Origin of the sequence: Exiguobacterium sp. KRL4, assembly GCF_001870785.1 — a bacterium.
Taxonomy (GTDB): domain Bacteria; phylum Bacillota; class Bacilli; order Exiguobacteriales; family Exiguobacteriaceae; genus Exiguobacterium_A.
Map to the genome: position 1 here is coordinate 1 of NZ_MOLV01000009.1, position 14,057 is coordinate 14,057.

A 14,057-nucleotide genomic window follows, 5' to 3' on the forward strand; every position below is an offset into this window, starting at 1 on the left:
AGAAATAATACGGCAGCTTTGGTAAATTTTTTGTCGATTGCGGCACGACTAATCTCGATGTCTTGATTCACGGCGCACTTCGTGCTCAATTCTTGAAGACTAGAGTCTATCAGATTTCCATGAATCCCGAAGAGTAAAGATAAAAAGTCATTGGCATCGAATTTTCGTTTCCGCTGTACAAAACCTGTCTCCTTCGCCATCTGATCGATTTTAGCCGGCTCTAGAAACGTAAATAATTGGTCGAGGAAATCGAATTTCGCTCGGGCTAACATATAAAAAAACTCCTCTCGTAGGCGGTAATATTCCTTACCATTTTTCGAGAGAAGTTAGTCATTTTCTTAAGTTGACATCTATGGGCTTGCGTCCCGCCCGAGAAAAGCGGGTGGACATACGTCTGTTGCAAATAGGTATTTTTTTAATCTCTTGTCCGAAACGCAAACAAACAAGAAAACGCATGGGCCTGGTCAAGCAACCGCTGTCCAGTCATGATGGCACCTTCTTTTTGAATGACGGCTTCATCGAGCAACGTCCAGCCGAGTTCATCTGCCAGTTGGACGAGTTCCCACGGCATCATCGTATTACCCATCGGTGCGTCTTCTCCGTACAGGCGACGATAGGACAATGCCCGTGGTGCTGCCGTTGGTCCAAGCAGACTGATGACGACAAGCGGAGCGACCCGGCTAATTTCGCTTAGCACCGTGACAGGACGCGACGACCATTCGAGTGAATTGACAGCAAGGACGGCGTCAAACGTATCATCCGCAAACGGTAACGCTTCACCGGTTCCGACGACGAAGTCGAGTGCCGGTGATTTGTCACGGGCAATCCGGATCATTTCTTCCGATAAATCAAGTCCTGTCACCTGAAACGCGTCCGCGAGCAACCGGCAGGCCGCGCCGTCGCCGCATCCTAAGTCGAGTAAGTTACCGGACGTGATGACTGATTTCAGAAACGGAATGATTGTTTTCCGACTGCCTGTCGTCCACATCATGTCCGATCGTTCCGCCCAATCCATCGCTTTTTGATCCCACAATTGTTCCGTCGGTTTCATGAGAATTCCCCCTTTGCCTTCAGTCTAACAGGAAAATTTGACCAATAGATGATTTTTTATTGCTACTGAATGATAATTCATTTATGATGGAGAGGTAGAAGGAAGCAGTGGAAAAACGGACGGCTTCTTTTTTTGTCAGAATAATGAATGGTTGTTCATTCAATTACGGATCAGGGGGTCTATCATGGCGAGTCAAATCGGTCAGCCGACCACAGTACACACGACGAAACATATTCAATTCGCCGTCATTATCGGTTCAGGGGTCATGGGTGCAGGGATTGCCGCACACCTTGCGAACGCGGGAATTCGGACATTGATGCTTGATATCGTACCAAAAGAACTTACAGCGCAAGAGACGAAACAAGGATTGACGCTTGAAGATGCAGCGGTTCGCTCACGGATTGCCCGGGACAACCGACAAAAGTTACTCAAACAAAATCCGGCACCACTCGCTTCGAAGCAGTTACTTGATCTGATCGAAGTCGGAAACCTCGAAGACGACTTGGAACGCCTCAAAGAAGCGGACTGGGTGATTGAAGTCATCGTCGAACGGCTTGACGTCAAGCAACAGCTGTTTGCGACAATCGAACCGTTCTTGCGCGAAGATGCGATCGTCAGCTCGAATACGTCAGGAATTTCAATCGAAGCGATGCGTCAAGGACGTTCGGATTCCTTTAATGCCCGCTTCCTCGGCACACACTTCTTTAATCCGCCGCGTTACTTGAAGTTACTCGAATTGATTCCGACGACGGATACGGCTCCGGAAGTCGTCCAGTTCATGAAACAGTTCGCAGAAGAACGTCTTGGTAAAGGGGTCGTCATCGCTAAAGATACACCAAACTTCATCGGCAACCGGATTGGTACGTACGGTCTGCTTGTCACACTCGACGAGATGAAGAAGGGCGGCTATTCGATCGGGGAGGTCGATTCCGTCACCGGACCATTACTCGGTCGTCCAAGCTCAGCGACGTTCCGGACGCTTGATGTCGTGGGGATCGACACATTCGTTCACGTCGCGAACAACGTCTACGACTTGTTACCGGACGGAGCGGAAAAAGACACGTTCGCCGTGCCGGTAGAAATGAAACGGCTGGTCGACGAAGGGTCACTCGGAGCGAAGTCGGGACAAGGCTTCTATAAAAAAGTCGGCAAACAGATTCTAGAACTCGATCTTGCGACTTTTGAATACGTCGAAAAGAAAGCGCTTACCGAACCGTCGATCGGTCAAGCGAAAGCTCTTCCGGGCGCAAAAAATAAACTCAAAGCCGTTGTCTTTGCAAAGGACCGTGTTGGAGCTTTGCTGTGGCCGATTCATGCGAAGACGTTACTGTACTCGGCACAACTGACACACGAAATCGCGGATGACATCAAAGCGATTGACGAAGCGATGAAATGGGGCTTCGGTTGGAAGATGGGACCGTTCGAGACATGGGATGCTCTCGGCGTCGAGAAGACGGTCGCGAAGATGAAACAAGACGGATACGACGTCCCAGCTTGGGTCGACGAGATGCTCGCAGCAGGCGTGACCAGTTTCTACAACGAAGACGGTCAGTTCTATGATGCAAAGACACAAACGTATGTCGGCAGTGCCGTCAATCCGAAAGAAATTCGTTTACGCGACGTTCGGAAATCAAACGGTGTTCTGCTTGAAAACAACGGAGCCCGCCTGATGGATCTCGGAGATGACGTGGCGGTTCTTGAATTTACGTCAAAAAGTAACGCGATCGGCGTCGACATCATGCAGATGATCGAACAGTCGATTGATCTCGTCGAAAAAAATCACCGTGGTCTTGTCATCGCAAACGATGGCAAAAACTTCTGTGTCGGGGCGAACCTGGCAATGATGTTGATGGAAGCTGAAGATGAGAATTGGTTCGAACTTGACTGGATCATTAATAAGTTCCAGCAATCGATTCAAAAAATCCGCTACGCGTCACGGCCGATCGTCGTCGCTCCACAAGGGATGACGCTTGGCGGCGGAACAGAGATTTCACTTCCGGCAGCGCGTATCCAAGCAGGACTTGAAACGTATATGGGACTGGTCGAAGTCGGTGTTGGTCTGATTCCAGGCGGTGGCGGAAACGTCAACACGTATCGTCGTCTGCTTGAGAATACACCGGACGGACTCGTCAATATCGAAAAGGCCGCGCAGAAGACGTTTGAGAACGTCGCGATGGCGAAGGTCTCGAAATCAGCCTTTGAAGCACGGGAACTCGGATATGTCCGGACCGTCGACCAGATTTCGATGAACCGTGATCACTTGACGTTTGATGCAAAACAGCTTGTCCTTGAGCTCGACCGGACAGGATACACGGCACCGGCGCATGCAAAGATTCCGGTCGTCGGTCGTGCCGGGAAAGCGACGCTGGAACTCGCGACGCGCGAGATGTTCTACGGCGGCTATATCTCGGAACACGATTTAAAAATCGCCAGTAAACTTGCCCACGTCATTGCCGGCGGAAACGTCTCGTTTGGCACGACGGTCGATGAGCAGTACATGCTCGATATCGAACGGGAAGCGTTCCTGAGCTTGATTGGTGAGATGAAAACACAACAGCGGATGCAGCATATGCTTGTCAAAGGCAAGCCGCTCCGTAACTGATGACTGGGGGGATTCGAATGAAAGAAGCAGTAATCGTCGCTGGTGCACGGACGCCTGTCGGCAAAGCAAAAAAAGGATCGTTTAAATCGATGCGTTCTGATGAACTCGCAGGAATCGCCATCAAGGAAACGTTGAAACGTGCGAACTACACCGGAGCAATCGATGACGTCATTCTCGGTTGCGCCTTACCGGAAGCCGAACAAGGGATGAACATCGCCCGTTATGCGTCGGTCCTCGGAGGACTCTCGCATGAAGTACCCGCGATTACGATCAACCGGTATTGTTCATCCGGTCTTCAATCGATTGCCGATGCTTCGATGAAAATCATGACAGGACAAGCGACAGCGGTCATCGCCGGTGGACTGGAGTCCATGAGTCAAGTGCCGATGCCGGGACACGTCGTCCGTCCGAATCCATCGATCGTCGAAACGGAACCGGAATATTATATGAGCATGGGTCATACGGCAGAGCAGGTCGCAACGACGTATCACGTCTCACGGGAAGATCAAGATGCGTTTGCGCTCAAAAGTCATCAAAAAGCAGCCGCTGCGATTGCGTCCGGCAAGTTCGCCGATGAAATCGTCCCGGTGACGGTGACAGAACAGTTCGTCAACGATGAACTGAAAATCGAAGAAAAAACGTGGCTCGTCGAACATGACGAAGGCGTCCGCGCTGACTCGTCACCGGAAGGTCTCGCAAAGTTACGTCCGGCCTTCCGTCTCGGAGGCAGTGTCACAGCCGGGAACTCGTCTCAAACGTCAGATGGTGCAGCCGCAGTCTTGATCATGGAACGGGAAGAAGCAGAACGCCAAGGGTTATCGATTCTCGGGAAGTTCAAATCGTTTGCCGTCGGCGGTGTTCGTCCGGAAGTCATGGGCATCGGACCGGTCGTCGCGATTCCGAAAGCACTCGAACTTGCCGGCATCACGCTCGCAGACGTCGGACTGATTGAGTTAAACGAAGCCTTTGCGTCGCAGTCGCTTGGTGTCATCCGGGAACTTGGTCTAAACGAAGACATCGTCAACGTCAACGGCGGCGCGATTGCACTGGGGCATCCACTTGGTTGTACAGGAACGAAGCTGACGTTAACACTCTTGCATGAAATGAAACGACGGAACGTCCAATATGGCGTCGTCTCGATGTGTATCGGCGGTGGCATGGGTGCTGCCGGCGTATTCGAACTAGTTGAAGGAGGAACAGGACAATGAGCCAAACGACAAACGAATTAATTAAAGGTGGAAGTTTTGTACTGGATGAGTTGGAAGCGGATCGTCTCTTTACACCGGAAGATTTTTCGGAAGAACACAAAATGATTGGTGACATGACGGCGAAATTCGTCGAAGACCGTGTCGTTCCGCTCCTCGATCGAATCGAAAAACATGAGTTCGAATTGTCGGTCGGTCTCCTGCGCGAAGCAGGCGAGCTCGGATTGCTTGGTGCCGATGTCCCGGAAGCGTATGGCGGCTATCAGATGGATAAAATCTCGTCTTCGATCATCACGGAGAAGTTTGCTCGCGGTCGTTCGTTTGCCCTCAGTTATGGTGCCCACGTCGGAATCGGCTCGTTACCAATCGTCTTCTTCGGAAACGAAGAGCAAAAACAAAAGTATCTCCCGAAACTTTCATCCGGGGAATGGATTGCTTCTTACGCCTTGACAGAACCAGGCTCAGGTTCCGATGCCCTCGGTGCAAAGACGACGGCTGTCTTGAATGAAGCCGGCACACACTATGTCTTGAACGGTGAAAAACAATGGATTACGAATGCCGGATTTGCGAGCCTGTTTGTCGTCTATGCGAAAATCGATGGCGATAAGTTCACGGCGTTCCTCGTCGAAGGTGATTATCCAGGCGTCTCAACGGGACTCGAAGAACAAAAGATGGGGATCAAAGGATCATCGACACGGACATTGATCTTACAAGATGCAGAAGTACCGGTCGAAAACGTCCTCGGTGAAATCGGCCGCGGGCACGTCATCGCCTTTAACATCTTAAACGTCGGTCGTTATAAACTAGCGGTCGGTGCCGTCGGTTCATCAAAACGGGCGATCGATCTTGCCGTCCAGTATGCGAACGAACGTAAACAGTTTAAGACGCCGATCAGTTCATTCCCGTTGATCCAGGAGAAACTCGCGACGATGTCGGCACAGACATACGCGATGGAAAGCTCAGTCTACCGGACAGGTGGTTTGTTCCAGGACAGTCTTGATCAGTTGTCGGAAGAAGAAAGCAAAGACGGCAAGAAGATTGCCGATGCGATCGCCGAATACGCGATTGAGTGCTCGATGAACAAAGTGTTTGCTTCCGAGACATTTGATTACGTCATCGACGAAGCGGTTCAGATTCACGGAGGTTACGGCTTCATGGCAGAATATGAAGTCGAAAACATGTACCGTGATTCACGGATCAACCGAATTTTCGAAGGAACAAACGAAATCAACCGTCTGCTCGTCCCAGGTACGTTGCTGAAAAAAGCAATGAAAGGGGATTTACCACTCTTGGCAGAAGCACAACGTCTCCAAAATGAAGTCATGAGCTTCATGCCAACGGAAGTTGGGACAGAACCACTCGACCGGGAACGTCACTTGCTCGCGATGATGAAAAAAATCTTCTTGCTGACAGCAGGAACGGCCGTTCAGAAGTACCAAGATAAACTTCAGGGCGAACAGGAAATCCTTGCGAACACAGCCGACATCATGAGTGCAATCTATGCGCTTGAGTCTGCCATCGTCCGGACGGAAAAAGCGATTGTCACAAAAGGCGTCGAGAAGAGCGAATTGAAAATCCGTTATACGGAAGTGTTTGCGCAACAAGCGTTCGAAGGTGTCGAACGGGACGCAAAAGAAACGTTGTACGCGGCAGCGAGCGGCGACGAGTTGCGGATGTTGTTATCGGCATTGAAGAAGTTCAGCCGTTACCAGCCAATCAACTCGATCGGAACAAAACGTCTGATTGCGAAACGTTTGATCGAAGCGAATAAATATACGGTCTAAGTCAGGTTTACCGATTCGCCTTTACAGGGAAAATCTCTGTAAGGGCGAATTTTCGTTCATTGAAGGAGGGAGCACGATGCGACACGAGTTAACGGAACTTCAGTTTGCGGTGGACTATTATAAATCATTGGAACGGCTGTCGGATGAAGAATGGCAGCTCCCACTTGCGATTGATAAGTGGACGGTTCAGGAATGTGTCAGTCATCTGTTTTTATGGGACCGGTATTATTTCGATCATGCCGTATCAAAATTGCCGAATGATCCGTTGACGCTCATCGAGACTGATTACGATGAATTTAATCGTCTCGCGGTCGAGTATGCGCACCATATCGATGCACTCGCGTTGCTGAAAAAAGCGATTGCTGTCCGGCTAGAGCTGGTTTCCTCCCTTGATCGTCTGACGGATGAGCAGTACGACCGGCGATACGAGGATCGTTTTCAACCGCGGGCATTCGTAGAGTCCTTCATCGCGCACGACCATCACCATCAAGAACAAATCGATGCTGCGCTGGCACGCTTGAAACGGAGATGAGACATCTGCTAGTCTAAGGATAGAGGTGATAGAAAAATGGTAACGATGTATGGCTATCCGAAATGTAGTACGTGTGTCAAAGCAAAAAAGGCCCTCGAGGCAAACGGCGTCGAGGTCAATTATAAACACATCGTCGACGAGACACCGAGTGCCGAGACGATCCGCGAACTCCATCAAAAGAGTGGCGAACCGCTGAAGAAGTTTTTTAACACAAGTGGTCAGTCGTATCGTTCGCAAGGCATCAAGGACCGCCTGCCGGATCTGTCGGAACAGGAGCAATATGAACTGCTCGCAAGTGACGGCATGTTACTCAAACGTCCGATCGTGACGGACGGACAAGACGTGACGATTGGGTTCAAAGAAGAACTCTATCACGGAAAATGGTATTAAGAAGGCTGGTTCATTTGGTATACTAAATGCGTTAGTCCACTATAGATCACAGGGGGAATCGCAAATGAGTCAAGTCAAAGACAATCTACGTTATTCGGAAGAGCATGAATGGGTCGAAGTAACAGGAAACAAGGCACGAATCGGGATTACGGATTTCGCGCAACATGAACTTGGCGATATCGTGTTCGTCGAACTACCAGAAGTCGGCGATACGATCTCGGCAAACGAGCCGTTTGGTTCGGTCGAATCGGTTAAAACGGTATCAGAGTTGTACGCACCGATTTCAGGGAAAGTCGTTGCGATCAATGAGTCACTGTCTGATTCCCCGGAACTCGTCAACGAATCACCATTTGAAGGGGCATGGATGGTCGATATCGAGATTGCAGATGAAGCGCAAGTCGAAGCATTGATGGATGCAGCTGCTTACAAATCGATGATCAACGAGTAATACTTAACGAAAAGAGGACAAGGAAACGATTTCGTTTCCTCGTCGTCTTTTTTTCTGTATACTGGCACAAGACAAGAAATACGAAAGGAGAACGGGATCGATGAAGGAAGTCACAGCAGCACCAGAAAACGGTTTGTTGTATGTCTATGCACCGATGTGTGGGACGTGTGCCATTGCAAGTCGGATGCTTGAGATCGTCGAAGCAACAAAAGACGGGGAATGGATTGAACAAGCGAACGGAAATTTCATTCCGGATTTTCTAGAACAGGCACAGGTCATGAGTGTTCCGGCTTTATTGAAAATCGAAGGAAATCAAGTCGTATCAAGGCTTTATGCGTTCCAGTCGGTTCAAAACGTCTTTGCATTTTGTGCGGAATAACAAGAGGAATCAAAAAAAGATTTCTCTTTACGCTAAATTGTCGGAATATTTACAATAATCCGTTGACAATCATAAATTATGAATGGTATATTCATATCAACTTCTAGAAATGCTTTTATAGGAAGTCTGGCAGAGATGTAACTCGACTGTTTCTTTTCATTTCAAAACCGTTCAAAAAAATCCAGGATTGTTTGTTTGTCTCCCCTTAAGTCGTCCCCCAAAGACGAAGCGGCACAAGAAGACGATCCTTGGATTGGAACAGGTAATCTGGATGTGAGGACAGCTTGGCTTATGTATCGAAAAGGCGCCGTCCTCTGATGCGACGAACGAAGAAGTTCGTATCAGAGCTGGGTTTTCCTTCGTGGCATTTCTAACCACATTATTCGTGTTGCCGGTTTACCGGCAGCGCCTTTTTTTTGTTTTCGAAAGATTTTCGAGCAGTCGCCTTGCCAAGCAGAATGCTCCCTGCTACAATTCGATTAAGGTAAATTACTTTAATTCATATCCGATTAGTCGGAATTAAAAAAGAGATACGGAGGACGAACAGGCATGACAGTACGTTTTATGGATGTATTTACAGAGTGGGCGTCAACATACGACGACACAGTGACGGGGCACGATCCGGAGTACAAAGAAGTCTTTCGTCGTTATGAAGAAATATTAGATACAGTGGCAACAAAAGCGATCTCACCGGTCGTCGAATTCGGGGCGGGAACAGGGAACCTGACCCAGCGGTTGCTCGAGCGGCACCAAAACGTTTTGGCGGTGGAACCGAGCCCGGAGATGCGGGAAATCCTCATCAACAAGATTCCAACGTTACCTGTGCAGGATGGACACTTCCTGTCCTTTACGGCAGACCATGCGAAAAGTTTTGTTTCGACCTATGCGTTTCATCATCTGACGGATGAGGAAAAGGGAGAAGCCGTTGACCTGATGGCGAAGATTTTGCCGCACGACGGAAAAATCGTCTATGCCGACACGATGTTCGTATCGGAAGAAGCACGTTTGCAGACGATCGCAGAAGCGAAAGCACAAGGGTTCAACGGTTTGGCAGAAGACTTGGAACGGGAGTTTTATCCACTGATTCCAGTCATGGAAGATATTTTTGCGTCACGTGGATTTGACGTGACATTCACACAATACAATCACTTCGTCTGGCTCGTAGAAGCCGAGAAAATGGGGGAATAAATCATGACACTCAAAAAAATGAACGTAGAAAGTTTTAACTTGGACCATACGAAAGTCAAAGCACCATATATCCGCGTCGCCGGTTACAAAGACGGTAAGGTCGATCAAGTCGTCAAATACGACATCCGATTCACACAACCAAACGTCGAGCAAATGCCGATGCGTGCGATGCATACGCTTGAACACTTACTCGCGGAAAACATCCGTAACTATTCAGACGATGTCATCGATGTCTCGCCAATGGGATGCCAAACAGGTTTCTACATGGCGATGATGAACTTCGATTCGGTCGAAAAAATGAGTGAACTCGTCGAGAAGACACTTCAAGACGTCTTAGCAGCAGAAGAAATTCCAGCGCAAAACGAAGTCCAATGCGGATTCGCAAGCGCCCACGACCTTAAAGGAGCGAAGCACTATGCCGAGAAAATGCTTGCCGGTCGTGATGAATGGGACATCGTCTTCGGATGATCGCGAAGTCAGTCCGGGACCTCGTCGGAAATACGCCGCTTTACGAGATTACTTCATTCGATTTGCCTGCTGGTACGCGGATTTTGGCGAAGCTCGAATGGATGAACCCTGGGGGCAGCGTCAAAGACCGCCTGGGCATTCAACTCGTTGATGCGGCGATCGAACAGGGACACGTGACACGAGGCGGAACGATCATCGAACCGACTGCCGGCAACACCGGCATCGGTTTGGCGCTCGCCGCTAAAAAATATGACTTACAGGTCATTTGTGTCGTTCCTGAAAAATTCAGTCAGGAGAAACAGACGTTGATGCGGGCACTCGGCGCGACTGTCGTCAACACACCGACTGAACTCGATATGCAAGGCGCGATTGATAAAGCAAAAGAACTGGGACAAACGATTCCAAACAGTTATGTCCCGCTTCAATTCGAAAACGAAGAAAATCCGGTCACATATCAGCGGACACTTGGTCCTGAGTTGATGGCGGAACTCGATCACATCGATTGGTTCGTCGCCGGATGCGGGTCAGGTGGAACGTTTGCCGGAACAGCGGCATTCTTAAAAGAACGTCTCGGGACAAAAGGCGCCATCGTCGAACCGGAAGGCTCGGTCCTCAACGGGGGACCGGCCGGACCGCATAAGACGGAAGGCATCGGGACGGCCAAATGGCCAAGTCTTGTATCCCGCGACTTAGTAGATGAAATTCATACGATTTCTGATCACGATGCCTTCACGAAAGTCCATGAACTGGCGGCTCGTGAAGGGCTGCTCGTCGGCAGTTCAGCCGGCGCGGCACTCGCAGCAGCGCTTGATATTGCAAATCGTTTTCCCGGCAGTACGATCGTCACCGTCTTCGCAGACAGTGCCGAACGGTATTTAAGCCAACAAATCTTTGAAAAGGTGGACGAGACACATGCGTAAAAAGACAGCATTGATTCATGGGGGAACAGGTGTCGATCGAGCAACAGGTGCCGTTACACCTCCGATTTATCAAACGAGTACGTACAAGCAAGAAAAAATCGGTCAATTAAAAGAAGGCTATGAGTATTCACGGACAGCCAACCCGACACGGACAAGCATCGAACGATTGATTGCGGATCTAGAAGGCGGCGTACGTGGTTTTGCGTTTGGATCAGGAATGGCAGCGATTCATGCTGTCTTCAACCTGCTTGAGTCAGGCGATCATATCGTCATGACTGATGACGTCTACGGTGGAACGTTCCGCTTGATGCAACGTGTCTTACCGAAGTTCAACATCCAGGTGACATTTGTCGACACGACGGATCTTGCCGCGACGGAAGCTGCGGTTCAAGACAACACGAAAATGCTTTACGTCGAAACACCGACGAACCCGTTGTTGAAAGTCACGGACATCGCAGCTGTCGCTGACATTGCGAAACGCAATAACTTGAAACTCGTCGTCGACAACACGTTTGCGACACCTTACTTGCAACAACCACTTGCACTCGGCGCAGACATTGTCTTGCATAGTGCAACAAAATACATCGGCGGACATTCAGACGTCGTCGCTGGACTCGTCGTCGTCAACAGCGATGCACTTGGTGAAGATCTTCACTTCATTCAAAACTCGACTGGCGGCATCCTTGGACCACAAGACAGCTTCTTGCTTGTCCGTGGTTTACGGACGCTTGGTATCCGGATGGATGCGATCGAAGAAACGTCACATGATCTCGTTCAGTTCTTACAGGACCAACACGTCGTCTCAAACATCTTCTACCCGGGACTCGCGTCACATCCGGGTCACGCGACACAACAAAAACAGGCAACTGGTTTTGGCGGTATGATCAGCTTTGATGTCGGTTCTGCTGAAAACGCGGAGAAGCTCGTCGAAGCGACACACTTCTTTACGCTTGCCGAGAGTCTCGGCGCAGTCGAAAGCTTGATTTCCGTTCCGGCACGGATGACGCACGCCTCGATTCCTGCTGAACGTCGCGCTGAGCTCGGCATCACGGATGGACTCGTCCGGATTTCGGTTGGACTTGAGGATGCAGAGGACTTAAAAGAAGATTTAGCACGTGCTTTCAGTCTGTTAAAACCAGTTTCAGAAAAAACTGTTTGACAAGCAAAATAAGCCCTGCTAATATTCAGATTATATTAAAAATAACTAAATACCGATAACTCTTATCGAGAGTGGTGGAGGGACTGGCCCGATGAAACCCGGCAACCGCGGAATTTATTCCGAAGTGGTGCTAATTCCAGCAGACGAATGTCTGCAAGATGAGAGCAAATGGTTTTGTGTACTGAAAAAGTGCGCGCGTTTGCTCTAAAACGTGCGCACTTTTTTTACGTTTAGGAGGGACAGTATTGATTCGCTTACAGGATGTAGGAAAGATTTATCGCTCGAAGCGCGGATCGGTTGAAGCCGTCGTCAATGTCGACTTAACAATCGAGCGCGGTGAAATTTTTGGAATAATCGGTTATTCGGGAGCAGGGAAGTCCACCTTGATCCGATTGCTGAATATGTTAGAAGCTCCGACGAGTGGCTCAATCCAAATCGACGGAGTCGAAATGACGACGTTACGTCCAAAAGAATTACGCGGTGTTCGCAAAAACGTCTCGATGGTTTTCCAGCACTTTAACCTGCTGTGGTCGCGGACGGTTGAAGAAAACATCATGTTCCCACTGGAACTTGGTGGTTATCCGAAAGCACGCCGTAAAGAACGGGTCGCCGAGCTGATTCAACTCGTTGGACTCGACGGACGAGAAGGCGCTTACCCGTCGCAACTATCGGGTGGTCAAAAACAACGGGTCGGGATTGCCCGGGCACTGGCGTCTAACCCGGACGTCTTATTATGTGACGAAGCGACAAGCGCACTTGATCCGAAAACGACGGACTCGATCTTAGAGTTGCTTGTCGACATCAACAAAAAACTGAAACTGACGATTGTCTTGATCACGCACGAGATGCACGTCATTCAAAAAATCTCTAACCGGGTCGCCGTCATGGAAGCCGGGAAAATCGTCGAACAAGGACCGGTCGCCGAAGTGTTCCGTCATCCAAAACAGGCGATGACAAAAGAGTTCGTCAAACAGTTGACGTCTTCAGCAGAAAACGAATTGACGTTTGCGAAATTGCGGGAACGGTATCCGACCGGGAAAATCGTTCAGTTGACGTTTGTCGGTTCGACTGCCGAGAGCCCGATTCTTGCCGAAGTCATGAAAGATTCGACCTTATTATTTAATATCATTGGCGGGAACGTCGGACAAACGCAGGACGGGGCACTCGGGACGCTGTTCATTCAGTTGATCGGGGCAGAACAGGAAACACAAGCGGTCATCGCCAAACTTCAAGCGAGTGACGTTGAAGTGGAGGTCGATCATCGATGAGCAAGTGGTTTGAAAATGTAGATTGGTTAGTAATGGGGCAACAAACGGTGAATACGTTGTATATGACAGGTGTCGCCGGAATCGTGACGTTTGTCGCCGGACTGTTGATCGGTTTGCTGTTGTATGCGACCAACGAGGAACTCTTGTTTAAGAATCGGACGTTTTACGGGATTCTCAGTTTCTTCGTCAATATCTTCCGATCGATTCCGTTCATCATTTTGATCATCCTATTGTTCCCGGTGACAAAACTCGTGACCGGTTCGATTATCGGCTCAACCGCAGCCATCCCGGCTTTGATTATCGGGGCTGCGCCGTTTTATGGACGGATGGTCGAACTTGCCTTGCGTGAAGTCGATAAAGGAGTCATTGAGGCAGCCGAATCGATGGGGGCGACAAAAATTCAAATCATTTATAAGGTACTCATTCCAGAAGCGTTACCTGCGATCGTCTCTGGTATCACCGTGACACTTGTCGCCCTCGTCGGTTACACGGCAATGGCCGGAGTAGTGGGTGGTGGGGGACTTGGAAACTTGGCTTTCATCGACGGATTCCAGCGTTCCCAAAACGACATCATTGTCGTTGCGACATTATTGATTCTCGTCATCGTCTTTATCATTCAGATTATCGGCGACGTACTTGTTAAAAAAATCGACAAACGATAAA

Annotated in this window: 14 protein-coding genes, 1 pseudogene and 1 riboswitch; of the genes and pseudogenes, 13 read left to right on the forward strand and 2 right to left on the reverse strand. The window is 49.5% G+C overall.

Annotation, left to right across the window (positions count from 1 at the left end):
* Both BLD48_RS07265 and BLD48_RS07270 read right to left on the reverse strand, forming a co-directional pair.
* Positions 1 to 272, reverse strand: a pseudogene (locus tag BLD48_RS07265) (hypothetical protein); the annotation flags it as partial.
* Positions 273 to 415: 143 nt separating this feature from the next.
* Positions 416 to 1,051 (reverse strand): class I SAM-dependent methyltransferase, encoded by a 636-nt coding sequence (locus tag BLD48_RS07270; protein WP_071499621.1) that lies wholly within the window; start codon positions 1,049 to 1,051, stop codon positions 416 to 418.
* A gap of 184 nt (positions 1,052 to 1,235) precedes the next feature.
* Between BLD48_RS07270 and BLD48_RS07275 the strand changes: the two genes are divergently transcribed.
* The 13 genes from BLD48_RS07275 to BLD48_RS07335 all read left to right on the forward strand — a co-directional run bounded on the left by BLD48_RS07275 (position 1,236) and on the right by BLD48_RS07335 (position 14,056).
* On the forward strand, positions 1,236 to 3,653 hold the full coding sequence (locus tag BLD48_RS07275) for a 3-hydroxyacyl-CoA dehydrogenase/enoyl-CoA hydratase family protein (RefSeq protein WP_071499622.1): 2,418 nt from the start codon (positions 1,236 to 1,238) through the stop codon (positions 3,651 to 3,653).
* Between the two features lie 17 nt (positions 3,654 to 3,670).
* Positions 3,671 to 4,861 carry an acetyl-CoA C-acetyltransferase gene (locus BLD48_RS07280; RefSeq protein ID WP_071499623.1) on the forward strand — a complete coding sequence of 397 codons (1,191 nt, stop codon included), beginning with the start codon at positions 3,671 to 3,673 and terminating at the stop codon, positions 4,859 to 4,861.
* Positions 4,858 to 6,642, forward strand: a complete 1,785-nt coding sequence (locus tag BLD48_RS07285; protein ID WP_026830070.1) for an acyl-CoA dehydrogenase family protein — start codon at positions 4,858 to 4,860, stop codon at positions 6,640 to 6,642. Before BLD48_RS07280 ends, BLD48_RS07285 begins: the two co-directional genes overlap by 4 nt.
* A gap of 76 nt (positions 6,643 to 6,718) precedes the next feature.
* Complete coding sequence (locus tag BLD48_RS07290; RefSeq protein WP_026830069.1) at positions 6,719 to 7,174, forward strand: DinB family protein; 456 nt, start codon at positions 6,719 to 6,721, stop codon at positions 7,172 to 7,174.
* Positions 7,175 to 7,210: 36 nt separating this feature from the next.
* Positions 7,211 to 7,564, forward strand: coding sequence for an arsenate reductase family protein (locus BLD48_RS07295; RefSeq protein WP_071499624.1), 354 nt, complete (start codon positions 7,211 to 7,213; stop codon positions 7,562 to 7,564).
* Positions 7,565 to 7,628: 64 nt separating this feature from the next.
* Entirely contained in the window at positions 7,629 to 8,012 is a 384-nt protein-coding gene (gcvH, locus tag BLD48_RS07300; protein ID WP_012371215.1) for a glycine cleavage system protein GcvH, read from the forward strand.
* Positions 8,013 to 8,112: 100 nt separating this feature from the next.
* The gene (locus BLD48_RS07305; protein ID WP_071499625.1) at positions 8,113 to 8,391 is read left to right on the forward strand and encodes a thioredoxin family protein; all 279 of its coding nucleotides are present in this window, start codon (positions 8,113 to 8,115) and stop codon (positions 8,389 to 8,391) included.
* A gap of 549 nt (positions 8,392 to 8,940) precedes the next feature.
* Positions 8,941 to 9,579: a class I SAM-dependent methyltransferase gene (locus BLD48_RS07310; protein WP_071499626.1), complete on the forward strand. Its 639-nt coding sequence runs from the start codon at positions 8,941 to 8,943 to the stop codon at positions 9,577 to 9,579.
* Positions 9,580 to 9,582: 3 nt separating this feature from the next.
* Positions 9,583 to 10,047 (forward strand): S-ribosylhomocysteine lyase, encoded by a 465-nt coding sequence (locus BLD48_RS07315; RefSeq protein ID WP_026827626.1) that lies wholly within the window; start codon positions 9,583 to 9,585, stop codon positions 10,045 to 10,047.
* Positions 10,044 to 10,967 (forward strand): PLP-dependent cysteine synthase family protein, encoded by a 924-nt coding sequence (locus tag BLD48_RS07320; RefSeq protein WP_071499627.1) that lies wholly within the window; start codon positions 10,044 to 10,046, stop codon positions 10,965 to 10,967. Before BLD48_RS07315 ends, BLD48_RS07320 begins: the two co-directional genes overlap by 4 nt.
* Positions 10,960 to 12,126, forward strand: a complete 1,167-nt coding sequence (locus tag BLD48_RS07325) for a bifunctional cystathionine gamma-lyase/homocysteine desulfhydrase (protein ID WP_071499628.1) — start codon at positions 10,960 to 10,962, stop codon at positions 12,124 to 12,126. The genes BLD48_RS07320 and BLD48_RS07325 overlap by 8 nt, the downstream gene beginning before the upstream one ends.
* 59 nt (positions 12,127 to 12,185) lie before the next feature.
* Positions 12,186 to 12,291: riboswitch (SAM riboswitch) on the forward strand.
* Between the two features lie 80 nt (positions 12,292 to 12,371).
* Positions 12,372 to 13,394 (forward strand): methionine ABC transporter ATP-binding protein, encoded by a 1,023-nt coding sequence (locus BLD48_RS07330; protein WP_071499629.1) that lies wholly within the window; start codon positions 12,372 to 12,374, stop codon positions 13,392 to 13,394.
* The gene (locus BLD48_RS07335) at positions 13,391 to 14,056 is read left to right on the forward strand and encodes a methionine ABC transporter permease (protein ID WP_071499630.1); all 666 of its coding nucleotides are present in this window, start codon (positions 13,391 to 13,393) and stop codon (positions 14,054 to 14,056) included. Before BLD48_RS07330 ends, BLD48_RS07335 begins: the two co-directional genes overlap by 4 nt.
* Position 14,057 lies beyond the last annotated feature (1 nt).